Source organism: Mesorhizobium sp. ESP7-2 (assembly GCF_020164715.1).
GTDB lineage: Bacteria > Pseudomonadota > Alphaproteobacteria > Rhizobiales > Rhizobiaceae > Mesorhizobium.
This window is the reverse complement of the sequence record NZ_JAIUGQ010000003.1, coordinates 246,262-270,189: the sequence shown is the minus strand read 5'-3', so window position 1 is coordinate 270,189 and position 23,928 is coordinate 246,262. Positions and strand designations below refer to the sequence as shown.

Genomic DNA, 23,928 nt, shown 5'->3' with positions numbered 1-23,928 from the left:
CCCGATAGGGCCGGATGAGGGGCAGCGCCAAGTTCTGCCAGCCTAGCGCCGCCCCTCATCTGCCTGCCCGTCCTCCGCAGCAGCTGCGGAGGGTGGACCGGCATCTTCTCCCCGTTGAACGGGGAGAAGGACGCTTGTCGCCAACGCCGCGCTCCCAGAGGACGTTCCACAGCCAATGACCTATGCCGTGTCCGAAATACGATCTGTCGGCAAGCCGCGACGTAAGTGGCTCACACACGCTGCCATCGAGCCCTGGCTTTATCTCAGCCCGGCGATCATCCTGCTGGTCGTGGTGCTGCTCGTGCCGCTGGTCATCGGCATCAGCTACTCCTTCCGCAAATTCTCTGCCTTCAAGTCGGAATATGTCGGGCTCGGGCAGTATCAGGCGATGCTGTCGGATCAGGTGCTGGGCCAGGCGCTGATCAACACGTTGTGGTGGACGGTGGCCAGCCTGTTCTTCCAATTCTTCCTCGGCCTTGGCCTGGCGCTGCTGCTCGACAAGCCGTTTCGGGGCCGCAAGGCCGTGCAGGCGCTGGTCTTCCTGCCCTGGGCGGTGCCCTCCTTCCTGTCGGGGCTGACCTGGGCCTGGTTGTTCAACCCGATCGTCGGGCCGCTGCCGCACTGGCTGTTCGCCTTGGGGCTGAAAGCCGAACCGACCAATGTGCTGTCCGATCCGGCCACCGCGATGTGGGGGCCGATCATCGCCAATGTCTGGTTCGGCATCCCGTTCTTCGCCATCACGCTGCTGGCGGCGCTGAAATCTATCCCCTCGGAACTGCATGAGGCGGCGGCGATCGACGGCGCTTCGCCGTTGCAACGTTTCACCAAGGTGACGCTGCCGTTCCTGGCGCCGACCATCGCCATCACGGTGATGTTGCGCACGATCTGGATCGCCACCTTCGCCGACCTGATCTTCGTCATGACCGAGGGCGGACCGGCCGGCTCGACCAACACGGTGCCGGTCTACATCTATGTCAGCGCCTTCAAGTCACTGGACAAGGGCTATGCCTCGGCCGTGGCCGTGCTGCTGCTCGTCCTGCTCATCGCCTATGCGATCGGGCTGATCGCGATCCGCCGCTCCCTTGTGAGGCACGTCTGATGATCGCGGGACGCTCAGCCCCACAGCGCTTCTTCGGCGGCATTGGCCTTTACGCCGCGATCGCGGCCTATGTGGTCTTCGCCTTGTTCCCGATCTACTGGACGCTGAAGATCTCGGTCACGCCGGAGCGGCTGCTCTATTCCGAGGGCATCACCTTCTGGCCGTCACACATGACGTTGCAGAACTTCGTGACCGTGCTGGAGGCCACCGATTTCCCACGCTATTTCCTCAACAGCGTCATCGTCTCTGTGTCGACGGCTGCCCTGGTGACAGTCATCGCCACGCTCGCCGGCTACGCGATGTCGCGCTTTACCTTTCGCGGCAAGGCAGCACTGGCGTTGATGCTGCTTTTGACCCAGACCTTTCCCCTGGTGATGGTCATTCCGCCGATCTATCGCGTGATGGGTCAGATCGGCCTGATCAACAGCCTGACCGGGCTGATCATCATCTACACCGCCTTCAACACCGCCTTCGCCACCTTCCTAATGCAGTCTTTCTTCGACGGCATCCCGAAGGACCTCGAAGAGGCCGCGATGATCGACGGCTGTACCCGCGCGCAAGCGATGCGCCGGGTGATCGTGCCGCTGACGCTGCCCGGCATGGGCGCGACACTGGGCTTCGTCTTCACCGCCGCCTGGAGCGAGCTCTTGTTCGCGCTGATGCTGATTTCCAGCGACGACCAGAAGACCTTCGCGGTCGGCCTGCTCACCTTCATCGGCAAGTTCGCCGTCGACTGGGGGCAGATGATGGCGGCGTCCATCCTGGCGCTGATCCCGGTCTGCATCTTCTTCGCCTTCCTGCAACGTTATCTCGTCACCGGCCTGACCGCCGGCGCCGTCAAAGGATAGATCGATGGCCTCTGTCACGCTCGAAAAGGTCCGTAAGGATTATGGCGCCGTGCGCGTCCTGCACGCGGTCGATCTCGAGATCGCCGATGGCGAGTTCGTCGTCCTGGTCGGACCGTCCGGCTGCGGCAAGTCCACGCTTTTGCGCATGATCGCCGGGCTCGAGGAAGCCTCGGGCGGCGAGATACGCATCGGCGAGCGGGTGGTCAACGATGTCGCGCCCAAGGACCGCGACATCGCCATGGTGTTCCAGTCCTATGCTCTCTATCCGCATATGGACGTGTCGAAGAACATGGGCTTCAGCCTAATGCTGAAGAAGGCCGAGAAGCCAGCGATCGATGCTCGCGTCGATGGCGCGGCCAAGCGGCTGGGGCTCGATACGTTCCTGCAACGCCTGCCGCGACAACTGTCCGGCGGCCAACGCCAGCGTGTCGCCATGGGCCGTGCCATCGTGCGCGATCCGAAAGTCTTCCTGTTTGACGAGCCGCTGTCGAACCTCGACGCCAAGCTGCGTGTTCACATGCGCGCCGAGATCAAGGCGCTGCACCAGCAGTTGAAGACCACCTCTGTCTACGTCACCCACGACCAGATCGAGGCTATGACCATGGCCGACCGCATCGTCGTCATGCATGACGGGCTGATCCAGCAGGTCGGCGCGCCGCTCGATCTCTATGACCGGCCGGCCAACATGTTCGTCGCCGGCTTCATCGGCTCTCCGGGGATGAATTTCCTGCCGGCGACGGTGGAGAAGGGCGGCCAGGCGGATGCCGTGTTGTCCGATGGCCAGAAGCTTCGGCTGCCGGACGGCCTGCCGCTCAGGGATGGCGACGTCATCACCGTCGGGCTGCGCCCCGAGCATATCGGGCTCGCCGATGACGGCGCCCTGCAGGGCGAGGTGGGAGTGGTGGAGCCGCTCGGCCTGTCGACGCAGTTCTACGTCAAACTGGCCGGCCAGCAGCTTTGCGTCTTTGCCATGGGCCGCGCGGCCGTGAAGCCCGGCGACTTGGTGCGGCTGGCGGCGGATCCGGCGTCGCTGCATCTGTTCGATCCGAAAAGCGGCGATCGAATCGGCTGAATGAATTCATCCAGGGCCGAGGGAACTCAGCCCGCAGCCTTCCGCCTTGCAAACGAAACGAAAACGCCGCCCGATGGGCGGCGTTTCGGCATTCCAGAGGAAAAACCCAGATTACTTGATCTTGGTTTCCTTGAATTCGACGTGCTTCTTGGCGACCGGGTCGTACTTGCGGAACGACAGCTTGTCGGTCTTGGTACGGCTGTTCTTGCTGGTGACGTAGAAGAAACCAGTGTCGGCGGTCGACAGAAGCTTGATCTTGATGTTTGCGGCTTTGGCCATGATCTCAGTCCGTTATGTTCGTGGAGTTTTGGCCGCTGGAGCACGGGGAAAACACCCGGACGCGGGAAACTTGGCGCGACACATAAAGAACGTGCCTGGAAAGTCAAGCCCGGCGTCCCCTGTGTGTCGTAAGCACATGAGTTGTCCGGATTAGATAGCACATGAGTTGTCCGGTTTTTATCGCCAGCCAAAGGAGGCTGGGAACATAAATCAGGCGGTTTCCAGCTCTGATACCGCAACCCTCTTCCAGTCTCCGGTGGTGTTCCACCAGCGATTCGGATTGGCGCGGTCGTCCAGCCCCTTGGAGCGGCTGGCAAGGATCGGCTGGATGCGGATCACCGGCTCCTGATAGGAATGCGCCTGGAAAATCGCCTCGGCGACGCGGGCTGCCAGCGCTTGGTCATCAGGCAATTCGAATGAAACCTCGACCGTGCCCGGGCGGCGGTGCAATTCGGTCTCGGCGCCGGCCGCGGCCCCTTCCAGCGGCCTGTAGCGCTCGATGCCATGCGCCGACTGATACGCATTGCGGTCATACTTGCCCATGGCGAGCGGTGCGATCGCCACCACCGCATCCATGATGCGGTCGACGTCGGCAGCCGGAGCCTGGAAGCTGACGAGCAGCAGGAGCGTCATTCGCAGCGAAGTGGTTTCAAAGCCGCTGTCGATCATCGGAGTGTCCTCGGTTCAGGGTGTTTTAGGACACCCTTTTAACCGGTGGCTGCTGACACGGTTCTGTCAGCAGCCTGCCGCTGCACAGTGCCGATAAACGATTGGTTGGGCTCTACAGGAGGATCTTGCGGACGAGCCTGAAGCAGACCAGGGCGATGTAGGCGGCGAAGAACAGGCCGAGCGACCAGCCAAAGCCGGAAGGCCCGAAACTGTCCATGCCGATGCCGATCGCCTGCGGGCCAAGCACCATGCCGACGCCGTAACATAGTACGAACGCGGCATTGGCCGACGCCAGTTCATGGCCTGAAAGCTGCGAACCGAGATGGGCAAGCCCGATCGTGTACATGGCCGCGACGAAACCGCCCCAAACGAAAAGCAGGGCAGCCATCAAGTGCCAGTTCGCGGCAAAGAACGGCATGAACATCGTGCCGGCGAGACCGACCGCGGCGCAGGCGAGCAGCAGATAGCGCCGGTCCGTGACGCGGTCGCTGATCATGCCGATCGGGATCTGCAGCAGCACATTGCCAAGGCCGATCATGGTCAGCAGCAGCGCCGCATCGGCCTCGGAGTAGCCGATGCGATTGCCGTAGACCGGGAACAGCGCGAAGCCGCCGGTCTCGACCGCGCCGAACACAAGCACGGCGAAAGTCGCGGTCGGCACCAGCCAGATGTAGCGCAGGAAGTGGCTGGTTTCGCTGTTCGCCACGATCGTGGGGCTTTCGTTGCGCGCGGCCAGCACCGGTATGGCGGCCAACGTCACCAGGGCGATGATGACGCCGAACGGCCTGAAGCCGGAACTGCCGAGGTGGGCGAACAGCCACGGCCCCGCGGCAAAACCGAGCGACAGGACGGTGGCGTAGATGCCAAGCACGAGGCCGCGCCGGTGTGGCGGCGCCGACGTGCTGATCCAGAATTCGGACAGGATGAACAGCACGGTCAGCGCGATGTGCAGCACGATGCGCAGCGGGAACCACATCCAGAAATCGGGCGCGAAATGGAAACCGACGAAGGCCAGCGCGCCGGCGGCGATCATGGCGATCATGGTCCAGGCGACGCCGAAGCGCATGGCGAGCGGCGTGGCGAGCGGCGCTCCGGCGATCGAGGCGAGACCGGCGACGGCCGTGTTGAGACCGATCATCGAGGCCGAATGGCCGCGTGTTTCCAGGATGACGCTGAGCAGCGGCATGCCGAGGCCGATGGCAATGCCGACGACGCTGATCGACGAGATCGCCGCCACCATCGGCAGCCAGTGTACGCGTTCGTCGCCCTTTGGTTGGGTATCGACCGTCATGAGATGCTGAATACTCTGTCTGTTTGATCTTACGCAATTCCGGACGGAAAACCGCGTCACACTTTTCCTGGAATTGCTCTAGAGAAGTTCGCGGGTGAAGCGGTTGCGGACAAGCCTGTAGAAGGGGACAGGGCCGCCCGGACGCAGCAGTGGATCATTGGCGAGCCGCTTTTCAAGCTCGTCCAGGATCATTCGGGTGATGTCGGGTATGTCAGCCTGCTTGGCCTTGGCGAGCGGCAGCCAGACCAGTTCCTCCAGTTCGTTGGTCGGGCCGCCATCGGGCAATTCGATGGCGACGTCGCCACGCCAGGCACTGAAGAAGCGGGTATCGAAGCGGCGCACCCGGTTCGGCGGGGTGATGGCGCGCGCGACGAAGCGCAATGCCTCCAGCGACGGTGCCACGCCATGTTCGACGAAACCCTGCCAGTCGCGCCTGGTCGTGGCAAAGGCGCCTTTGCGGCCGATCAGCAGGCCGGCTTCCTCGTAGGTCTCGCGGACCGCCGACAAAGCAATGGCGCGGGCGCGGGCGTGACTGGTGCGGCCGGGGCCGGCCGTCAGCTTGGCTTCTTCGTGCTGGTTAAGTGCCGTCGCCGTCGGGATGCGGCTGTCGGCAGGGTCGGTGCGGCCGCCGGGGAAGACGAATTTCCCGGGCATGAAGGCGTGACCGGCATGGCGGCGTCCCATCAGCACCAGGACGTCGTCGCCCTTGCGGTCGAGCAGGATCAGGGTCGCGGCGTCACGCGGACGCAAGGGCCGGCCGCCATGCGTGGCAAGACCCTTGTCGAGCTTGTCGGCATCCGCCTTGGTCATAGCTTCCATGCGCAGGACCTAGCGGAAACTTCTTGCATGCGAAAGTGGCCTTAACGATTGGCATGTTGCGCCAGCCAATACCTCAGGCCCCAGGATGCGGCTCGATCACATCCTTTTCGCCACCAAATCCGTGCATATAGAACGCCCATTGCAGTCCGATGACGGCGCCTTTGACAGGCTGCAGCAGTGCAACCGACAGAAGGATGGTCAAGGGCACCCATATGGCAATGTGCTGCCAGGTGGAGAGCGTCGAGGTCGCTTCCACGCCCATGAAGGCACCGAGAACGATGTGGCCGACGATGACGATGACGAGATAGGCGGGCAGATCGTCGGCGCGATGGTGATGAACCTCCTCGCCGCAGACGCTGCAGGTTTCGACGGTCTTGGTGAAGCCGCGGAAGAGCTTGCCTTCGCCGCAATTCGGGCAGCGGCCTAGCAGACCGCGCTTCATCGCCGTCCACAATGGGCGGGCAATCCGGCCCGAGTGATGTTCGCCACCAAAAACCTGTTGTTCCATCATCGTCTCCTGCCGCGCGACCCCGGTCGCGATTGCGACGCACGGGCGCGGCCCTTGGCCTTGTGAAACGACCTGCTGGAGCCTGGCAGGGGCTTTGGGTCGGTCAACATCTCGAAGCGCATCGCCCCGGCCATCGGCGCCACCTCGACGAGCCGGACCTCGACACGATCAGCGAGCTGGTAGCCTTTGCCCGAGCGTTCTCCGAACAGGGCGCGGGCCGTTTCGTCGTATATATAGTAATCGCCGCCCAGAGTTGACACAGGGATGAAACCATCGGCGCCATACTGCGGCAATTGGACAAAAAGTCCTGATTTGGTGACACCGGAGATGCGGGCGTCGAAGCGGTCGTCGATGCGCTCGGCGAGATAGGCGGAGATCAGCCGGTCGACCGTGTCGCGCTCGGCGGCCATTGCGCGCCGTTCGGTGCCGGAGATCAGCACGGCGACGTCATCGAGGCGAGACTCCTCATCTTGCGTCAGTCCGCCTGGACCGAGGCCGAGCGCGGCAATAAGCCCGCGATGCACGATCAGGTCGGCGTAGCGGCGGATCGGCGAGGTGAAATGCGCGTAACGCCTGAGGTTGAGGCCGAAATGGCCGATGTTCTTGGGTGAATATTCGGCCTGGCTCTGCGAGCGCAGCACCACTTCGTTGACCAGCGCCTCGTTGTCGGCGCCGCGCACGCGCTCCAGGATGCCGTTGAACTGGCTGGGCCGCATCTGGGCGCCGCGCGCCAATGACAGGCTGAGCGTCTGCAGGAATTCGCGCAGCGATTCCTGCTTGGCCAGCGACGGCGCGTCGTGGATGCGATAGACCAGCGCCTGCTTCTTGCCCTCCAGCGTTTCGGCGGCCGCGACATTGGCCTGGATCATGAATTCTTCGATCAGCTTGTGGGCGTCGAGCCGCTCCGGCACGATGACGCGGTCGACCGTGCCATCCGGTTTGAGCAGGATCTTGCGCTCCGGCAGGTCGAGCTCGAGCGGCTGGCGGCTGTCGCGGCCGCGCTTGAGGATCGCATAGGCATCCCACAGCGGCCTGAGCACGGTGTCGAGGATCGGGCCGGTCTTGTCGTCCGGCACGCCGTCGATCGCTGCCTGGGCCTGGCTGTAGGCGAGCTTGGCCGCCGACTTCATCATGACGCGGTGAAAGGAATGCCTGATCTTGCGGCCGTCGGCGGAGAAGGTCATGCGTACCGCCAGAGCCGGCCGATCCTGGCCCTCACGCAACGAGCAGAGATCATTGGAGATGCGCTCGGGCAGCATCGGCACGACGCGATCCGGGAAATAGACCGAATTGCCGCGCTTCAGTGCCTCGCGGTCGAGCGCGGTGCCATAGCGGACATAGGTGGCGACATCGGCGATCGCGACGGTGGCGATAAAGCCGCCGAGATTTTTCTCGTCGAGGTCAGGCGTGGCGAAGACGGCGTCGTCATGATCCTTGGCGTCGGCCGGATCGATGGTGACCAGCGGCAGGTCGCGCCAATCCTCGCGATGGGCAAGCGTCGCCGGCTTCACCGCCTCGGATTCGGCGATGACGTCGGCCGGAAAAATGTGCGGAATGTCATGCGCGTGGATGGCGATCATCGAGACCGCCTTTTCGCTGGTCAGCGAACCCAGCACGTTGAGCACCTTGGCGCGCGGCAGCCCATAGCGCGAGGCGCGCGCGGGCTCGACCTCGACCAGGTCGCCATTTTTGGCGCCGTTCTGGAATTCCTTGTCGACGATCAATTCCGGCTGGCGCCGTTCCACCGGCTCGATGCGGAAAGTGCCGTCCTGAAGCACGCGGAAGACACCGAGGACGGCGTCCGCGCGCTTCTCGAAGATCTTCATCACCCGGCCGGTATAGGCGGGGCCTGATGGATCATCGGTCGGAAACGTCTTGGCCAGCACGCGGTCGCCAATGCCTGGCGCCGGTCCGTTGCCCCCACGCGAAACGCGGATCGAGACCACGGGAGGTTCGCCCGGACCAACGGGCTCGGCCGGATGCGCCAGCAAGATACCATCGGCGTCGCGGCCAAAAATGTCGAGCACGGCGACATGGGGCAGGGCGCCGACCCGGGCCAGCCGCTTGCGCTCCTTGGTCAGAACGCCTTCGTCCTGCAAGTCGCGCAGGAGATCCTTCAGCCAGATGCGGTCGTCGCCGCGCAGCGCGAACGCCTTGGCGATGTCGCGCTTTCCGGCGCGATCGGGGTTTTCGGCGATGTAGCGCAGGATTTCGTCACGCGAGGGCCGGTAGTCGTCCTTGACCTTGGCCCGGGTGTCGGCGGTGCGCGGATCGCCGTGGCTTCGTCCGGTGATCCTGCGCGCCACGCCGTCCTATCCTTTCTTCTTTGCGGCCGGCTTCTTCGCAGCCGGCTTTTTGGCCGCCGTTTTCTTGGCTGCGGGCGCCTTGGCCGCCGCAGCCTTGCGGAACGGTTTCTTGCCGCCGCCGCCCTTGGCTTCCTTCTCGGCAATCAGCGCCAGCGCATCCTCGATCGTCACCGATTGCGGATCCTTGCCCTTGGGCAGCGTGGCGTTGACCTTGCCGAAATTGACGTAAGGGCCGTATTTGCCGTCGCGCACGACGATCTTGCCGCCGCCGTCCGGATGGTCGCCGAGCTCCTTCAGGGCTGCCGGTGTGCCGCCGTTGCGGCCGCCCTTGCCCTTCGACTGCTTCTCGGCAATCACGGTGACGGCACGGTTGAGGCCGATCGAGAACACGTCCTCGATGCTGTCGAGATTGGCATAGGTGCCATCGTGCAGCACGAACGGACCGTAGCGGCCGAGCCCGGCCGAGATCATCTTTCCGCTTTCGGGATGCTTGCCCACGTCGCGCGGCAGCCCCAGCAAGGCGAGCGCCTTCTCATGATCGATGGATTCAGGCGTCCAGCCCTTGGGCAGGCTCGAGCGCTTGGCTTCCTTGCCGTCGCCGCGCTGGATATAGGGGCCGAAGCGGCCCGAGCGCAGCGTGATTTCCTCGGCCGTGTAAGGATCCTTGCCGAGCACCCTGGTGCCGTCCTCGCCACCGCCATTCTCGCCATTGGGATTGGCGGCGTCGCCGAGCTGGCGGGTGAAGGAGCATTCCGGATAGTTCGAGCAGCCGACGAAGGCGCCGAACTTGCCGAGCTTCAGCGACAGATTGCCGGTGCCGCATTTCGGGCAGATGCGCGGATTGGAGCCGTCCTCGCGGGCGGGGAAAACCAGCGGCGCCAGTTCCTCGTTGAGCGCATCGAGCACATCGGTGACGCGCAGCTCCTTGATGTCGGCGACGGCGCCCGAAAAATCCTTCCAGAAATCGCGCAGCACGTCCTTCCAGGCGAGCTTGCCGTCGGAGATCTCGTCGAGCTTTTCCTCCAGCGATGCGGTGAAGTCGTACTCGACATAGCGCTCGAAGAAGCTTTCGAGGAAGGCCGACAGCAGGCGGCCCTTGGCCTGCGGCACCAGCCGGCGCTTGTCGATCGTGACATAGTCGCGGTCCTCGAGTGTCTTCAGGATCGCCGTATAGGTCGACGGACGGCCAATGCCGAGCTCCTCCAGCTTCTTGATCAGCGACGCCTCCGAATAACGGGGCGGCGGCTCGGTGGTGTGCTGGGTGGCATTGATCGCGCGGCGGGCAAGCTGCTCGCCGGCGCGGATTTCGGGCAGGCGGCGGTTTTCCTCGTCTTCGGCGTCGTCGTCCTTCTGGTCGGTGTAGGCGGCGATGAAGCCGTCAAAACGGACGACCGAGCCGACGGCGCGAAGTTCGGCGGTGCGGGCGCCGTTCAGCGCCTCGATTTCGACGGTGGTGCGCTCGATCTCGGCCGACTGCATCTGGCTGGCGATTGCGCGCTTCCAGATCAGCTCATAGAGCCGCATCTGGTCGGCATCGAGATATTGCCTGACCGACGCCGGGGTGCGCATGAAATCCGTCGGGCGGATGGCTTCATGCGCTTCCTGGGCGTTCTTGGCCTTGGTGGTGTATTGGCGCGGCTTTTCCGGCAGGTATTTCGGGCCGAATTCCTTTGCGATGGCATCGCGAGCGGCATCGATCGCCTCGGGGGCCATCTGCACGCCGTCGGTTCGCATATAGGTGATCAGGCCGGTGGTTTCGCCGCCGATCTCCATGCCCTCATAGAGCCGTTGCGCCACCTGCATGGTGCGCGTGGCGGAGAAACCGAGGCCCGACGAGGCGGCCTGCTGCAACGTCGAGGTGGTGAAGGGCGGACCGGGGTTGCGCTTGGTCGGCTTGGCTTCGACGGACAGCGCCTTGAAGGTAGCGCCTTCGAGCATCGCCTTGATGTCGTCGGCCTGCGCCTTGTTGGAAATGTCGAGCTTTTGCAGCTTCTTGCGCTCGAATGCGGTCAGGCGGGCTTCGAAAGTCTCGTTGCGCGGTGTGCCGAGGATGGCAGCGATCTGCCAGTATTCCTCGCGGATGAAGCGCTCGATCTCGGATTCGCGGTCGCAGACCAGGCGCAGCGCCACCGACTGGACGCGGCCGGCCGAACGGGCGCCCGGCAATTTGCGCCACAGCACCGGCGACAGCGTGAAGCCGACGAGGTAGTCGAGCGCGCGGCGGGCCAGATAGGCGTCGACCAGCGGCGCATCGATCTGGCGCGGATTGGCCATCGCCTCCAGCACCGACGATTTGGTGATGGCATTGAAGACGACGCGGCTGACCGGCTTGTCCTTCAGCGCACGCTTCTGCTTCAGCACCTCCAGCACATGCCAGGAGATCGCTTCACCTTCGCGATCCGGATCGGTGGCGAGGATCAGGCCGTCGGCATCCTTGACCGCCTTGGCGATGTCGGCGAGACGCTTGCCGGACGCGGTGTCGACCGCCCAGGACATGGCGAAGTCTTCGTCCGGACGCACCGAGCCATCCTTGGCCGGCAAATCCCTGATATGGCCGAACGAGGCCAGAACCTTGTAGTTCCTGCCCAGATATTTGTTGATTGTCTTTGCCTTGGCCGGCGATTCGACGACGACGACGTCCATGAGGTCTCTTATCTGCGGTAATGCGCCAGAAGAATTCCGCTGCGCGCGACGAAATCTCGTTTCTGTTTGTCGCTCACATGGCCGCGCTTTTGCATCCGGTCAAGGGGAAGAAGCCAAATTGCGGGGGCGCCGGCAGCAATACACTCTAAGAGTGTATGGAGAAGATCACAGAATTTCGGTCAGGGACGACGGAGGTCGGGAGTCGGCGGAAAACGACTGCTTCAAACTCCGGCCGAGTCGTGGAAAGCCGTTCAATGCCTCGCTGGGCAATGCCGCCGATCGATGCTGGCCGCCGGCTGCGTGGAGGAATGCGGCGACCAGCTTGCCGACGGCAGGCGGAGAGCAGGGCAGGCCTAGTTGGCCTTGACGACGTGCCAGACACCGGCGACGCCATCACCGCTCATGTCGCCGGCCTTCTTGTCCTTGATGAAGGTGTAGACGGGCTTGCCGTCATAGGCCCACATCTTGGTGCCGTCGGTGCGATCGACAACGCTCCATTCGCTGTCGGACTTGGCGCCGGCCTTGGCCTTCAGCGCCGGCCAGTTGGCGGCGCATTTGTCGTAGCAATTGCTCTTGCCCTTCTCGTCCTTGTCATAGGTGTAAAGCGTCATGCCTTTGGCATCGGTATAAATCTTGGTGCCGCCGACCTCGGCTTCCTTCCACGCCTCTGCGGCAAAGGAGGCGGCGGTGCTGAGCAGAAGCGCGGCCAGCGCTGCGGTTATCGTTTTCATGGAAATCTCCGTGGCTGATATTCAAAGGCGCGCGGGAAATCGCGCCTCGTTGTATCAACGTCCTGCGCGGATGCTTTCTTCCCCGCCCGCGATGACTTGCCACACGATGGTGATTGGCGGACAAACCCGCGTGCCGCTATATCGAACGCCAAACAGTCGGAGCTTCGGAAATGGCATTGGACATCGGCTATGTCAGCGCGGTCGGGGCGGGGGCCATCTCGTTCCTGTCGCCATGCGTGCTGCCGCTGGTGCCGCCCTATCTCTGCTACATGGCCGGCATATCGGTCGACGATTTCCGCGGCAATGCGGGCGCGACCGCAAGTCAGGGCGCACGCGGTGCGCTGCTCTATTCCTCGATCGCATTCGTGCTCGGCTTTTCGACCGTGTTCGTCGCGCTCGGCGCCGGCGCCTCGACCATCGGCCGGCTGCTGCGCGTCTGGCAGGAGCCGCTGGCGATGGGCGCCGGCGTGCTGATCATCTTGATGGGCCTGAATTTCCTCGGCATTCTGCGCATTCCGCTGTTGTCACGCGAGGCGCGCTTCCAGTCGCAGGGCAAGCCGGCCAGCGCCGTCGCCGCCTATGTCATGGGCCTTGCCTTCGCCTTCGGCTGGACGCCCTGCATCGGCCCGGTACTGGGGCCAATCCTGACGCTGGCCGGCGGGCGCGAAACCGTGGGCGAGGGCGCGCTGCTGCTCGCCGCCTATTCGCTAGGGCTGGGCATCCCGTTCCTGATCGCCGCGCTGTTCTCCGGCGCCTTCATGCGCTTCCTCGGCAAATTCCGCGTGCATCTCGGCCGTGTCGAAAAGGCGATCGGCGCGCTGCTGGTGGTCGCCGGCGTGTTTTTCCTCACCGGCGGCGTGCAGACGGTGTCCTACTGGCTGCTGGAGAATTTCCCGGTGCTGGGGCGGCTGGGGTAGGCCTACTGATTAAAAGCCAGTTGCTCTTCCTCCCGCCGATCTCACCGGAATTTAACCGCATTGGTGCAGCATGGGGCCACTGCTATCCTGTCGTGATTCCCAACGCATTTCATATGGTTGCCTTTCCATGAGCCAGAGATCCTGCCTGTCCGTCATCCTCGCCGCCGGCGAAGGCACGCGCATGAAGAGCGCGCTGCCGAAGGTGCTGCACCAGATCGCGGGGCTGCCGATGGTCGCCCATGTGGTGAAGGCGGCCGAGGCCGCTGGTGCGAGCGGCCAGGCGCTGGTCATCGGGCACGGCGCCGATGAGATGCGCAAGGCGGCGGCGAAGTTTGCGCCGAAGGCGGAGACCTTCGTGCAGGAAAAGCGCTTGGGTACGGCGCATGCCGTTATCGCTGCCCGCGCAGCGATATCAAAGGGTTATGACGACGTCCTCGTGATGTTTGGCGACACGCCACTGATCGATGCGGATGCCCTGATGGTGGCGCGGCTGAGATTGGCGGAAGGTGCCGCCGTCGTGGTGATCGGATTCCGCCCACCCAATCCGACCGGCTATGGTCGGCTGATCGAAAAGGGCGGCAAGCTGATTGCCATCCGTGAGGAAAAAGACTGCTCCGAAGAGGAGAAGAAAATCGGTTTCTGCAATGCCGGCACGATGGCGGTGGCCGGCGCGCACGCGCTGAAACTGCTCGACGCCGTCGGCAACAAGAATGCCAAGGGCGAGTATTATCTAACCGACATTGTCGAGATCGCCAGTGCACAGGGTCTCGATGTCGTTGCCACCGAAGCCAGCTTCGAAAGTGCGCTCGGCATCAACAATCGCGCCGAACTTGCGCAAGCCGAAGCCATCTGGCAACAGCGCCGACGCCATGCGGCGATGCTGTCGGGCGTGACCCTGATTGCCCCCGAGACGGTTTATTTCTCGTACGACACCGAAATCGGCGCCGACACGATCGTCGAGCCGAATGTCTGGTTCGGCCCAGGTGTGAAGATCGCCAATGGCGCCAAGATTCACGCCTTCAGCCATATCGAAGGGGCCACTATCGGGTCCAATTGCGATGTCGGGCCGTTCGCGCGGCTGCGGCCAGGTGCCGACCTCAGGACCAAGGCCAAGGTCGGCAATTTCTGCGAGGTCAAGCAGGCCGTTATCGAGGAGGGCGCCAAGGTCAACCACCTGACCTATATTGGCGACGCGCGCGTTGGCGCCAGGGCCAATATCGGCGCCGGCACCATCACCTGCAACTACGACGGCTATTCGAAATTCTTCACCGACATCGGCGAGGGCGCATTCATCGGCTCCAATTCCTCGCTCGTGGCGCCAATCACCATCGGCAATGGCGGCTATATCGCCTCGGGCAGTGTCATCACCGAAAGTGTACCCGACGAAGCGCTGGCCTTCGGCCGGGCTCGCCAGAAAACGATCCCCGGCAAGGGGAAGGAGCTGCGCGAACGGCTTGCTTCCGCGGCGGCGGCAAAGAAGAAGGCTGCCGGCGCCGACCATTAGCGATAGTCGACAGGTCTGCTTTCTTGTTGGAGCAATCGAAAAACCGAACGATTGCAGTAACCGGATTGCAAGAGCGGTCTGTCATAGTGCATGCGTGCGCAAGCGTCCGTTACACCGGACGAAATGCAATGTGACTTTCGCGGCGGGCCGGCTACCCCTAAAATAACGCTGGTTTTCCATGGGCAATCGGGGACTGTCTGCATGTGCGGTATTGTTGGAATCGTCGGCCGCTCGCAGGTTGCGCCGCTCATCGTCGATGCGCTGAAACGGCTCGAATATCGCGGTTATGACTCGGCAGGCGTCGCCACCATCGAGAAGGGCGAGCTCGGCCGCCGCCGTGCCGAGGGTAAGCTGGTCAACCTCGAACGCCGGCTCAAGGATGAGCCGCTCGACGGCACGATCGGTATCGGCCATACACGCTGGGCGACCCACGGCGTGCCCAATGAGGCCAATGCGCACCCGCATTTTTCCGACGGCGTCGCCATCGTCCATAACGGCATCATCGAGAATTTCGCCGAACTGCGCGACGAACTGATCCGCGACGGTTATTCTTTCTCGTCGCAGACCGACACAGAAGTCGTGGCGCATCTGGTGGCGCGCGAACTCGCCAAGGGGCTGAATCCGGTCGAGGCGGCGCACAAGGCGCTGAAGAGGCTGGAAGGCGCTTTTGCGCTGGCGATCATGTTCAAGGGCGACGAGGACCTGATCGTTGGCGCCCGCAACGGTCCGCCTCTGGCCGTCGGCCATGGCGATGGCGAGATGTTCCTGGGCTCGGACGCGATCGCGCTCGCTCCGTTCACCAATTCGATCACCTATCTCGAGGACGGCGACTGGGCGGTGGTTCGCCGCGACGCCGTCGCCATCTTCGACATCGACGGCAAAACGGTCGACCGCAAGCGCCAGCAGTCGCTGTCGACCAGCTTCATGGTCGACAAGGGCAATCGCCGCCATTTCATGGAGAAGGAGATCCATGAGCAGCCCGAGGTGATTTCGCACACGCTGGCTCATTATGTGGATTTCGTCTCCGGCGTCTCCAAACCGCTCGATCTGCCGTTCGATTTCGCAAGGATTGGCCGGCTGGCGATCTCGGCCTGCGGCACTGCCTATCTCGCCGGCCTGATCGGCAAATACTGGTTCGAGCGCTATGCGCGGCTCCCGGTCGATATCGATGTCGCGTCGGAATTCCGCTACCGCGAGATGCCGCTGTCGGCCAGCGATGCCGCCTTCTTCATCTCGCAGTCGGGCGAGACCGCCGATACGCTGGCTTCGCTGCGCTATTGCCGCAAGGCCGGCATGAAGATCGGCGCCGTCGTCAACGTGCGCGAATCGACCATGGCGCGCGAATCCGACGTCGTGCTGCCGACGCTGGCCGGCCCCGAGATCGGCGTCGCCTCGACCAAGGCTTTTACTTGCCAGCTCTCAGTACTGGCCTCGCTCGCGGTGCGGGCGGGCGTGGCACGCGGCACGATCTCGAAAGAGCAGGAGAAAACCCTGGTGCGGGAGCTCTCCGAAGCGCCGCGCTATGCCAACCAGGTGCTGAAGCTCGAAGAGCAGATCGAGCGGGTCGCGCGTGAGATATCGCGCTACTCCGATGTGCTCTACCTCGGCCGCGACACCAATTTCCCGCTGGCCATGGAAGGCGCGCTAAAACTCAAGGAAATCTCCTACATCCATGCCGAGGGCTATGCCGCGGGCGAGTTGAAGCATGGGCCGATCGCGCTGATCGACGAGAACATGCCCGTCATCGTCATTGCGCCGCACGACCGCATCTTCGAGAAAACCGTGTCCAACATGCAGGAAGTAGCGGCTCGCGGCGGCAAGATCATCCTGATCACCGACGCCAAGGGCGCGGCACAGGTGAGCGTGAAGACGATGGAGACGATCGTGCTTCCGGATGTGCCGGAAATCATCTCGCCGATCATCTACGCGCTGCCGATCCAGATGCTCGCCTATTTCGCCGCCGTGTTCATGGGCACCGACGTCGACCAGCCGCGCAATCTGGCGAAATCGGTGACGGTGGAGTAAGTTTTGCCTCCCAAATTGAGAGGTCGAGCCGAGTGACATCGAAATTCGCACGTCCAGTTCATCCTGGAGAATTCCTGCGTGAAGAATATCTCGTCCCGCTCGGCATGAGTGCAGGCGCGCTGGCGAAAAAGCTCAATCTTCCGCGCACCCGTATTGAACGCATCGTCAAGGAGGAGATCGGCCTGACTCCCGACACGGCCCTTCGCCTCGCGAGGTTTTTCAATACCACGCCTGAATTCTGGATGAATTTTCAGCAGGCTTACGAGCTTGAGACCGAGGCGAAGAAGTTGGCGCCGGAACTTGAGAAGATCGCGCCGCTGGAAGCAGCCGCATAACAGAACCTTTAAAAACTTTTAAAAACTTCGCAGTTCCAAAGCGCCTTCCGGTTCACTAGTGTCGCGCTGCAACCCGCGCCCGGTGAACCATGTCAGACGCTCCGAAGACTTCCGGCATGACCCGGCTGAGGAACTATTTCCTCACGGGCTTCGTCGTCTGCGCGCCGCTGGCGATCACCGCTTACATCGCCTGGTCCTTCATCGGCTGGGTCGATTCCTGGGTCAAACCCTATATTCCGTTGCGCTACAGCCCCGACACCTACCTGCCGTTCCCGGTGCCGGGGTTCGGGCTGATCGTCGCCTTGATCCTGATCACGCTGATCGGGTTCCTGACCGCCAACATCGTCGGCCGCGCCATCGTCGGCTTTGGCGAGCGCCTGCTTGGCCGCATGCCCTTGGTGCGCGGCATCTATGGCTCGCTGAAGCAGATTTTCGAGACCGTGCTGTCGAACAAGGGCGACATGTTCCGCCAGGTTGGGTTGGTCGAATATCCACGCAAGGGCGTATGGTCGCTGGTGTTTGTCGCCAGTGAGAAGGAAACCGAGATCAACCTGAAGCTCGACCGGGAAGGCGATCCGCTGATCGCGGTGTTCATGCCGTGCACGCCGAACCCGACGACTGGCTTCCTGATGTATGTCCTGAGGTCGGACATCGTGCTGCTCGACATGACGATCGAGGACGGCGCCAAGCTGATCGTGTCGGCCGGGTTGGTGGCGCCCGAGGTGAAGACGAAATTGGTGACGCTGAACGGTGAGCCGATCAACGGAACCCTGGCAAATCCGCCGCTAGGGCCTCATCCGGCGCGCAGGAGCCGTACGGCCTCGTCGCGGCCGAACAAGTAGAGCAGGAGGCGCAGCGCCTCGCCGCGATCCGATTGCAGTTCGGGGTCGCGCGACAGGATCAGCCTGGCGTCGTCTCGGGCGGCTTCCAGCAGGTCGGCGTGCGCCTCGATCCGCGCCACCTGGAACCCCGGCGTGCCGGACTGACGGGTACCCAACAACTCGCCTTCGCCGCGCAATTTCAGGTCCTCTTCGGCGATCAGGAAGCCGTCCTCGGTCTCGCGCATCACCGACAGCCGGCGTTTGGCGGTTTCGCCGAGCGGGTCCTTGTAGAGCAGCACGCAGGATGACTTGATGTCGCCGCGCCCAACCCGGCCGCGCAGCTGGTGCAACTGGGCGAGGCCGAAGCGTTCGGCATGCTCGATGACCATGATGGTGGCGTCGGGAACGTCGACGCCGACTTCGATGACGGTGGTGGCGATCAGGATGCGCGTCTCGCCCTGCTTGAAGGCGCGCATCGCCTCGTCCTTCTCGGCACCCTTCATGCGGCCATGGACAAGGCCGATGCGATCGCCGAACAGTGGTTTCAGCGAGGTGAAACGATCCTCGGCCGACATCAGTTTTATCTCTTCGGATTCCTCGACCAACGGACAGATCCAGTAGATCTTTTGGCCATCCGCGACGGCATCGAGCATGCGGCCGACCAGTTCGTCGAGCCGTTCGAGCGGTAGCGTGACGGTGCGGATCGGCTGGCGGCCGGCCGGCTTTTCCGTCAGCTTCGACACGTCCATGTCGCCGAAGGCGGTCAGCACCAGCGTGCGCGGGATGGGGGTCGCGGTCATCACCAGCATGTCGGGCGCATCGCCCTTGGCGGTGATGGCGAGCCGCTGATGGACGCCGAAGCGATGCTGCTCATCGATGACGGCCAGGACCAGGTCGTGGAAGCTGACCGTTTCCTGAAACAGCGCGTGGGTGCCGACGACAATATCGATCTCGCCGCTGGCAAGACCAGCCAGCGTTTCGGCTCGCTCGCGGCCCTTTTCGCGGCCGGTCAGGATAGAGACGCGCAAGCCGACCTTGGCTGCAAGCGGAGTGATCGTCGCCAGATGCTGGCGCGCCAGGATTTCGGTCGGCGCCATCAGCGCCGTCTGGCCGCCGGCCTCTACGGCGCGTGCCATTGCAAGCAGCGCCACCACCGTCTTGCCGGAGCCGACGTCGCCTTGCAGCAGCCGCAGCATGCGCTCGGGGTCAGCGAGATCGGCGTTGATTTCGGCGAGCGCGAATTCCTGCGAGGGAGTGAGCGAATAGGGCAGGGCCGTGCGCAGTTTCTCGACGATGCGGCCATCGCCGACGAGAGGGCGGCCTGACAGGCGTCGCACCTTCGCCCGCACCAGCGCCAGCGAGACCTGGCCGGCAAGCAATTCATCATAGGCGAGGCGACGCCATGCAGGCCCTTCGACCGCGACATCGATCGGATCGGCGGGATAATGGATGCGGTTCAGCGCGTCGCCGAAGGACGGAAAGCTCTGACCGCGCATGAAGGCACCATCCTGCCATTCCGGCAGTTCCGGCAGGCGGCCGAGCGCCTGGCCGATCGCACGCCGCAAAACCTTGCCGGAGAGCCCCGCCGTCAGCGGATAGACCGGCTCGACCAGCGGCAGGTTCTCGGCTTCGCTGGCGAGTGCGATATGGTCGGGATGGACCATGGTCGGGCGTCCGTTGAACCATTCCATGCGGCCCGACACCACGACATGCTCGCCCACCGGCATTGCCTTTTCGAGATAGGCGGCATGGGCATGGAAGAAGGTCAGGCCGATTTCGCCGGTCTCGTCATGGGCGTATACCCGGTAGGGCACCGACCTGTTGCCGCGCGGCGGCGGCTGATGGCGGTCTATGCGCAGTTCGAGCGTCACGATGGCGCCTTCCGCGGCAAGCGCGATGCCAGGCCGGCTGCGGCGGTCGATGACGGTATGAGGCAGCACGAACAAGAGATCGCCGGCGCGCCCGGCGCGATCGCCGAGATCGGCCGCGACGACCTTCTCGATAAGCACGCCAACTTTCGGCCCGACGCCGGTAAGCGAGGTGATCGGGACAAACAGGGGATCGAGGATGGAAGGACGCATGATGTCAGCTTATGTCGCGACGGCCGCAGCGCAAGGCTGACACCGCCCACTATCCACGCTATATGCGCCGCTTGAAGCGAGGATGCTGCACAATGACCGGAACGAAACGATCAAGCGAGGGGCTGGACGCCCACCGCCGCAAGCTGTTGTTCCGTTCCTGGCATCGCGGCATGCGCGAGATGGACCTCATCCTCGGCACCTTCGCCGATGCCGAGATCGGCACCTTGACCGCTGAGGAAATCGACCAATATGAGAGGCTCCTCGATATTGTCGACACAGATTTCCTGCCGCTGGTCACGGGCGAACGCCCGGTGCCGGCGGAGATCGACTGTGCCGTTCTGCAAAAAATCCTGGCGTCCCGCCGGACCATGACATTCTGAACAAAAGCAATTCCAGGAAAAGTGCGAAGCGGTTTTCCGTCCGGAATTGCGATAAACAAGACCGTGATTTGATGGCTCTCATTCCCACCATTGGCTTGCCGAAGGGCCGCGCCGGCCAGTTCATCGTCGACGGTGTCGCCGACGGCTACGAGGCCTTCGCGCTGGTACAGACGGCGCTCGAGATCGCACCCGACAAGCCGGTGCTGTTCGTGGCCCGCGACGGACAGCGCCTGCCTTCCATCGTCGAGGCGCTGTCCTTCGTCGCGCCCGGCCTGCCTGTGCTGGAGCTGCCTGCCTGGGACTGCCTGCCATACGACCGTGTGTCGCCCGGTTCCGATGCCGCCGCCAAGCGCCTCGATGCGCTGACCGCCATGATCGCGCTGGCGAAGAAACCGCACCGTGCCGTCATTCTCACCACCGCCAATGCGCTGCTGCAGCGCATCCCGCCCGCTGAGCTTGTCGAGGCGCAGACCTTCCACGCCAGACCCGGCAACCTGATTGACATGAATGCGCTGATCGCGCGGCTGGAGACGTCGGGATTCGAGCGGGTGCCGACCGTGCGCGGCATCGGCGAATTCGCGGTGCGCGGCGGCATTCTCGACCTCTTCGCACCCGGCTGGACCGAGGCGCTGAGGCTCGATTTCTTCGGCGACACGCTGGAATCGATCCGCGTCTTCGACGCCGCCACGCAGCGTACCACCGGCCAGCGCAAGTCGATGGCGCTGCAGGCGATGAGCGAAGTGGCGCTGACGCCCGAAACCATCAGCCGCTTCCGCCGCGCCTATATCGAAGCCTTTGGTGCGCCATCGCGTGACGACGGGCTCTACGCGGCGGTCAGCGAAGGGCGGCGCTTCGCCGGCATGGAGCATTGGCTGCCGTTCTTCTACGAGCGGCTGGAGACGGTTTTCGACTACCTGCCCGACGCACCTGTGGTTTTCGACCATCTGGCGCATGAGGCGCTTGCCGAACGCCATACGCTGATCCTCGACCACTACGAGGCGCGCAAAAAGCAGGCTGAAGGGGCGCTTAGGGATGCGGTGCCCTACAAGCCTGTTGCGCCGGACCTGCTCTATCTCTCGCCGGAGAATCTCAAGGCTTCGCTTGGCGAGCGCGAGGACATCGACTTTACCGTGTTCGATGCGCCCGACGTTGGGGGTAAGAAAGTCTTCCACGCCGGCTCGCGCCATGGTCGCAGCTTCGTCGAGGAGCGAGCCGATCCGAACGTCAATGTCTTCGATGTCGTCGTCCGGCACATAGCCGACGAGCGCGCGGCGCGCCGCCGGGTCGTCATTGCCGGCTGGACCGAAGGCTCGCTCGACCGGCTTGGCCAGATCCTGGCCGAGCACCATCTCGGCAATCTCAAACAGGTCGAGACGCTGGCGCAGGCGGAACAGCTCGAGCCGGGACAGGCGGCATTGGCGGTTTTGCCACTGGAATCCGGCTTTGAGACCGAAAAGCTGGTCATTGTCGCCGAACAGGACATTCTGGGCGACCGGCTGATCCGCCGCTCGAAGCGCAAGAAGCGTGCTTCCGATTTCATTGCGGAGGCCTCGGCGCTGTCGGCTGGTGACATTGTCGTCCATACCGACCATGGCATTGGCCGTTTTATCGGCCTGCGCACCATCGAAGCGGTCGGCGCGCCCCATGACTGCCTGGAAATCCACTATGCCGGCGACGACCGGCTGTTCCTGCCGGTGGAAAACATCGAGCTGCTGTCGCGCTATGGCTCCGACACAGCCGAGGCAACGCTGGACAAGCTCGGCGGCGGCGCCTGGCAGTCGCGCAAAGCCAAGCTGAAACGGCGCCTTCTCGACATGGCCGGACAGCTGATCCGCATCGCCGCCGAGCGGCAGATGCGCGCCGCACCGCCGCTGGTGCCAGCCGAAGGCCTCTATGACGAGTTTGCTGCCCGCTTCCCTTACGAGGAAACCGACGACCAGCAGACGGCGATCGACTCGGTGCGCGACGACCTTGGCGCGGGCAAGCCGATGGACCGGCTGATCTGTGGGGACGTCGGCTTCGGCAAGACCGAAGTGGCGCTGCGCGCCGCCTTCATCGCGGCGATGGAAGGGTTTCAGGTCGCGGTGGTGGTGCCCACGACACTGTTGTCGCGCCAGCATTTCAAGACATTCTCGCAGCGTTTCTCAGGGCTTCCCATCCGTGTCGCCCAGGCCTCGCGGCTGGTCGGTGCCAAGGACCTGGCCGAGACCAAGAAGGGCATTGCCGAAGGCCAGGTCGACATCGTCGTCGGTACCCATGCGCTGCTCGGCTCGGCGATCTCGTTCAAGAATCTCGGCCTGCTGATCATCGACGAGGAGCAGCATTTTGGCGTCAAGCACAAGGAGCGGCTGAAGGACCTGAAGACCGACGTCCACGTGCTGACGCTGTCGGCGACGCCAATTCCGCGCACGCTGCAACTGGCCCTGACCGGCGTGCGCGAACTGTCGCTGATCGCCACGCCACCGGTTGACCGCATGGCGGTGCGGACCTTCATCTCACCGTTCGATCCGTTGGTCATTCGCGAGACGCTGCTGCGCGAGCGCTACCGCGGCGGCCATTCCTTCTATGTGGTTCCGCGTATCAGCGATCTCTCGGAAATCCATGATTTCCTGAAGGAATCCGTGCCTGAACTGAAAGTCGCGGTGGCCCACGGCCAGATGCCGCCGGGCGAACTCGACGACATCATGAACGCCTTCTACGACGGCCAGTACGATGTGCTTCTGTCGACCACCATCGTCGAATCCGGTCTCGACATCCCGACCGCCAACACGCTGATCATCCACCGCGCCGACATGTTCGGCCTGTCGCAGCTCTACCAGCTGCGCGGCCGCGTCGGGCGCTCGAAGGTGCGCGCCTATGCGCTGTTCACCCTGCCGGCCAACCGCAAGCTGACCGACACGGCCGAGCGCCGGCTGAAGGTGCTGCAATCGCTCGATACGCTCGGCGCCGGCTTCCAACTCGCCAGCCATGACCTCGACATCAGGGGCGCCGGCAATCTTCTCGGCGAAGAACAGTCCGGGCACATCAAGGAGGTCGGCTTCGAGCTCTACCAGCAGATGCTGGAGGAAGCGGTCGCCGAGGTGAAGGACACCGGCGAGGTCCAGGATGGCGGCTGGTCGCCGCAGATTGCTGTCGGCACCGCCGTGATGATCCCGGAAGGCTACGTGCCGGACCTGCAGCTCAGGCTGGCACTTTATCGCCGTCTCGGCGATCTCGAAACCACCGAGGAGATCGACGCCTTCGGCGCCGAGCTAATCGACCGTTTCGGGCCGCTGCCGGACGAGGTGAAGCATCTCCTCAAGATCGTCTTCATCAAAGCGCTCTGCCGCAAGGCCAATGTCGAGAAGCTCGACGCCGGGCCGAAGGGCGTCGTCATCCATTTCCGCATGCGCGAGTTTTCGAACCCGGTCGGACTGGTCAAGTATATTGGCGAACAGGGTTCGCTGGCCAAGATCCGGGCCGACCATAGCGTGGTCTTCATCCGCGACTGGCCGACGGCGGAGAAGCGCCTGGCGGGCTCGGCTGTCGTCATGACGCAACTGGCGAAGTTGGCGGAGAAGGCGGCCTGATCTCGCCTTTCGGGCCGTGCTGGGGGCGTCA

The 23,928-nt window shown here is 63.6% G+C and carries 19 protein-coding genes; 10 read left to right on the top strand and 9 right to left on the bottom strand.

Translation table 11 applies throughout. From position 1 onward, the window contains the following. Positions 1-175 precede the first annotated feature (175 nt). Genes LB543_RS05425 through LB543_RS05415 form a run of 3 tightly spaced genes read left to right on the top strand, consistent with a single transcriptional unit; the run spans position 176 to position 3,019 of the window. Entirely contained in the window at positions 176-1,099 is a 924-nt protein-coding gene (locus LB543_RS05425; RefSeq protein ID WP_140757600.1) for a carbohydrate ABC transporter permease, read from the top strand. Then, positions 1,099-1,947 (top strand): carbohydrate ABC transporter permease, encoded by an 849-nt coding sequence (locus LB543_RS05420; RefSeq protein WP_140503592.1) that lies wholly within the window; start codon positions 1,099-1,101, stop codon positions 1,945-1,947. The genes LB543_RS05425 and LB543_RS05420 overlap by 1 nt, the downstream gene beginning before the upstream one ends. A 4-nt stretch (positions 1,948-1,951) precedes the next feature. Continuing rightward, positions 1,952-3,019, top strand: coding sequence for an ABC transporter ATP-binding protein (locus LB543_RS05415; RefSeq protein ID WP_140808673.1), 1,068 nt, complete (start codon positions 1,952-1,954; stop codon positions 3,017-3,019). A gap of 111 nt (positions 3,020-3,130) precedes the next feature. Here LB543_RS05415 and rpmG read toward each other — a convergent pair whose 3' ends face one another. The 8 genes from rpmG to LB543_RS05375 form a co-directional block, all read right to left on the bottom strand. Beyond that, positions 3,131-3,298 (bottom strand): 50S ribosomal protein L33, encoded by a 168-nt coding sequence (gene rpmG / locus LB543_RS05410; protein ID WP_006201775.1) that lies wholly within the window; start codon positions 3,296-3,298, stop codon positions 3,131-3,133. Positions 3,299-3,508: 210 nt separating this feature from the next. Beyond that, complete coding sequence (locus LB543_RS05405) at positions 3,509-3,967, bottom strand: hypothetical protein (protein WP_224613319.1); 459 nt, start codon at positions 3,965-3,967, stop codon at positions 3,509-3,511. A gap of 112 nt (positions 3,968-4,079) precedes the next feature. Beyond that, positions 4,080-5,258: an MFS transporter gene (locus LB543_RS05400; protein ID WP_140757596.1), complete on the bottom strand. Its 1,179-nt coding sequence runs from the start codon at positions 5,256-5,258 to the stop codon at positions 4,080-4,082. Between the two features lie 78 nt (positions 5,259-5,336). Then, complete coding sequence (locus LB543_RS05395; RefSeq protein WP_140757595.1) at positions 5,337-6,077, bottom strand: NUDIX hydrolase; 741 nt, start codon at positions 6,075-6,077, stop codon at positions 5,337-5,339. Between the two features lie 73 nt (positions 6,078-6,150). After that, positions 6,151-6,585 (bottom strand): DUF983 domain-containing protein, encoded by a 435-nt coding sequence (locus tag LB543_RS05390; RefSeq protein WP_181178409.1) that lies wholly within the window; start codon positions 6,583-6,585, stop codon positions 6,151-6,153. Further along, complete coding sequence (gene rnr, locus LB543_RS05385) at positions 6,585-8,891, bottom strand: ribonuclease R (protein ID WP_224613318.1); 2,307 nt, start codon at positions 8,889-8,891, stop codon at positions 6,585-6,587. Before rnr ends, LB543_RS05390 begins: the two co-directional genes overlap by 1 nt. 6 nt (positions 8,892-8,897) lie before the next feature. After that, on the bottom strand, positions 8,898-11,534 hold the full coding sequence (gene topA / locus LB543_RS05380; protein WP_224613317.1) for a type I DNA topoisomerase: 2,637 nt from the start codon (positions 11,532-11,534) through the stop codon (positions 8,898-8,900). A 353-nt stretch (positions 11,535-11,887) separates the two neighbouring features. After that, positions 11,888-12,265: a hypothetical protein gene (locus tag LB543_RS05375; protein ID WP_140808667.1), complete on the bottom strand. Its 378-nt coding sequence runs from the start codon at positions 12,263-12,265 to the stop codon at positions 11,888-11,890. 170 nt (positions 12,266-12,435) lie between these two features. Between LB543_RS05375 and LB543_RS05370 the strand changes: the two genes are divergently transcribed. The 5 genes from LB543_RS05370 (at position 12,436) to LB543_RS05350 (ending at position 17,888) form a co-directional block, all read left to right on the top strand. Continuing rightward, positions 12,436-13,182, top strand: a complete 747-nt coding sequence (locus LB543_RS05370; protein ID WP_140808665.1) for a cytochrome c biogenesis CcdA family protein — start codon at positions 12,436-12,438, stop codon at positions 13,180-13,182. Positions 13,183-13,309: 127 nt separating this feature from the next. Further along, complete coding sequence (gene glmU / locus LB543_RS05365; protein WP_140808663.1) at positions 13,310-14,686, top strand: bifunctional UDP-N-acetylglucosamine diphosphorylase/glucosamine-1-phosphate N-acetyltransferase GlmU; 1,377 nt, start codon at positions 13,310-13,312, stop codon at positions 14,684-14,686. 201 nt (positions 14,687-14,887) lie between these two features. Then, positions 14,888-16,711, top strand: a complete 1,824-nt coding sequence (gene glmS / locus LB543_RS05360; RefSeq protein ID WP_140757588.1) for a glutamine--fructose-6-phosphate transaminase (isomerizing) — start codon at positions 14,888-14,890, stop codon at positions 16,709-16,711. 32 nt (positions 16,712-16,743) lie between these two features. After that, positions 16,744-17,046 carry a HigA family addiction module antitoxin gene (locus LB543_RS05355; RefSeq protein ID WP_140757587.1) on the top strand — a complete coding sequence of 101 codons (303 nt, stop codon included), beginning with the start codon at positions 16,744-16,746 and terminating at the stop codon, positions 17,044-17,046. Between the two features lie 89 nt (positions 17,047-17,135). Next, positions 17,136-17,888 (top strand): DUF502 domain-containing protein, encoded by a 753-nt coding sequence (locus LB543_RS05350; protein WP_140757586.1) that lies wholly within the window; start codon positions 17,136-17,138, stop codon positions 17,886-17,888. On the opposite strand, the gene recG is transcribed toward LB543_RS05350, so the two are convergent. Next, positions 17,840-19,948, bottom strand: coding sequence for an ATP-dependent DNA helicase RecG (gene recG / locus LB543_RS05345; protein ID WP_224613316.1), 2,109 nt, complete (start codon positions 19,946-19,948; stop codon positions 17,840-17,842). The genes LB543_RS05350 and recG overlap by 49 nt on opposite strands. Before the next feature lie 92 nt (positions 19,949-20,040). On the opposite strand from recG, the gene LB543_RS05340 reads away from it, so the two are divergent. Continuing rightward, a complete protein-coding gene (locus tag LB543_RS05340) occupies positions 20,041-20,328 on the top strand; it encodes a succinate dehydrogenase assembly factor 2 (protein WP_140757584.1) in 288 nt (95 codons plus the stop codon). A 71-nt stretch (positions 20,329-20,399) separates the two neighbouring features. Continuing rightward, positions 20,400-23,897: a transcription-repair coupling factor gene (mfd, locus tag LB543_RS05335; protein WP_224613315.1), complete on the top strand. Its 3,498-nt coding sequence runs from the start codon at positions 20,400-20,402 to the stop codon at positions 23,895-23,897. Positions 23,898-23,928 lie beyond the last annotated feature (31 nt).

Coding starts and splice junctions, on each gene's coding strand:
- LB543_RS05425 (WP_140757600.1), top strand. CDS start 176: ATGACCTATGCCGTGTCCGAAATACGATCTGTCGGCAAGCCGCGACGT.
- LB543_RS05420 (WP_140503592.1), top strand. CDS start 1,099: ATGATCGCGGGACGCTCAGCCCCACAGCGCTTCTTCGGCGGCATTGGC.
- LB543_RS05415 (WP_140808673.1), top strand. CDS start 1,952: ATGGCCTCTGTCACGCTCGAAAAGGTCCGTAAGGATTATGGCGCCGTG.
- rpmG (WP_006201775.1), bottom strand. CDS start 3,298: ATGGCCAAAGCCGCAAACATCAAGATCAAGCTTCTGTCGACCGCCGAC.
- LB543_RS05405 (WP_224613319.1), bottom strand. CDS start 3,967: ATGATCGACAGCGGCTTTGAAACCACTTCGCTGCGAATGACGCTCCTG.
- LB543_RS05400 (WP_140757596.1), bottom strand. CDS start 5,258: ATGACGGTCGATACCCAACCAAAGGGCGACGAACGCGTACACTGGCTG.
- LB543_RS05395 (WP_140757595.1), bottom strand. CDS start 6,077: ATGGAAGCTATGACCAAGGCGGATGCCGACAAGCTCGACAAGGGTCTT.
- LB543_RS05390 (WP_181178409.1), bottom strand. CDS start 6,585: ATGGAACAACAGGTTTTTGGTGGCGAACATCACTCGGGCCGGATTGCC.
- topA (WP_224613317.1), bottom strand. CDS start 11,534: ATGGACGTCGTCGTCGTCGAATCGCCGGCCAAGGCAAAGACAATCAAC.
- LB543_RS05375 (WP_140808667.1), bottom strand. CDS start 12,265: ATGAAAACGATAACCGCAGCGCTGGCCGCGCTTCTGCTCAGCACCGCC.
- LB543_RS05370 (WP_140808665.1), top strand. CDS start 12,436: ATGGCATTGGACATCGGCTATGTCAGCGCGGTCGGGGCGGGGGCCATC.
- glmU (WP_140808663.1), top strand. CDS start 13,310: ATGAGCCAGAGATCCTGCCTGTCCGTCATCCTCGCCGCCGGCGAAGGC.
- glmS (WP_140757588.1), top strand. CDS start 14,888: ATGTGCGGTATTGTTGGAATCGTCGGCCGCTCGCAGGTTGCGCCGCTC.
- LB543_RS05350 (WP_140757586.1), top strand. CDS start 17,136: ATGTCAGACGCTCCGAAGACTTCCGGCATGACCCGGCTGAGGAACTAT.
- recG (WP_224613316.1), bottom strand. CDS start 19,948: ATGCGTCCTTCCATCCTCGATCCCCTGTTTGTCCCGATCACCTCGCTT.
- LB543_RS05340 (WP_140757584.1), top strand. CDS start 20,041: ATGACCGGAACGAAACGATCAAGCGAGGGGCTGGACGCCCACCGCCGC.
- mfd (WP_224613315.1), top strand. CDS start 20,400: ATGGCTCTCATTCCCACCATTGGCTTGCCGAAGGGCCGCGCCGGCCAG.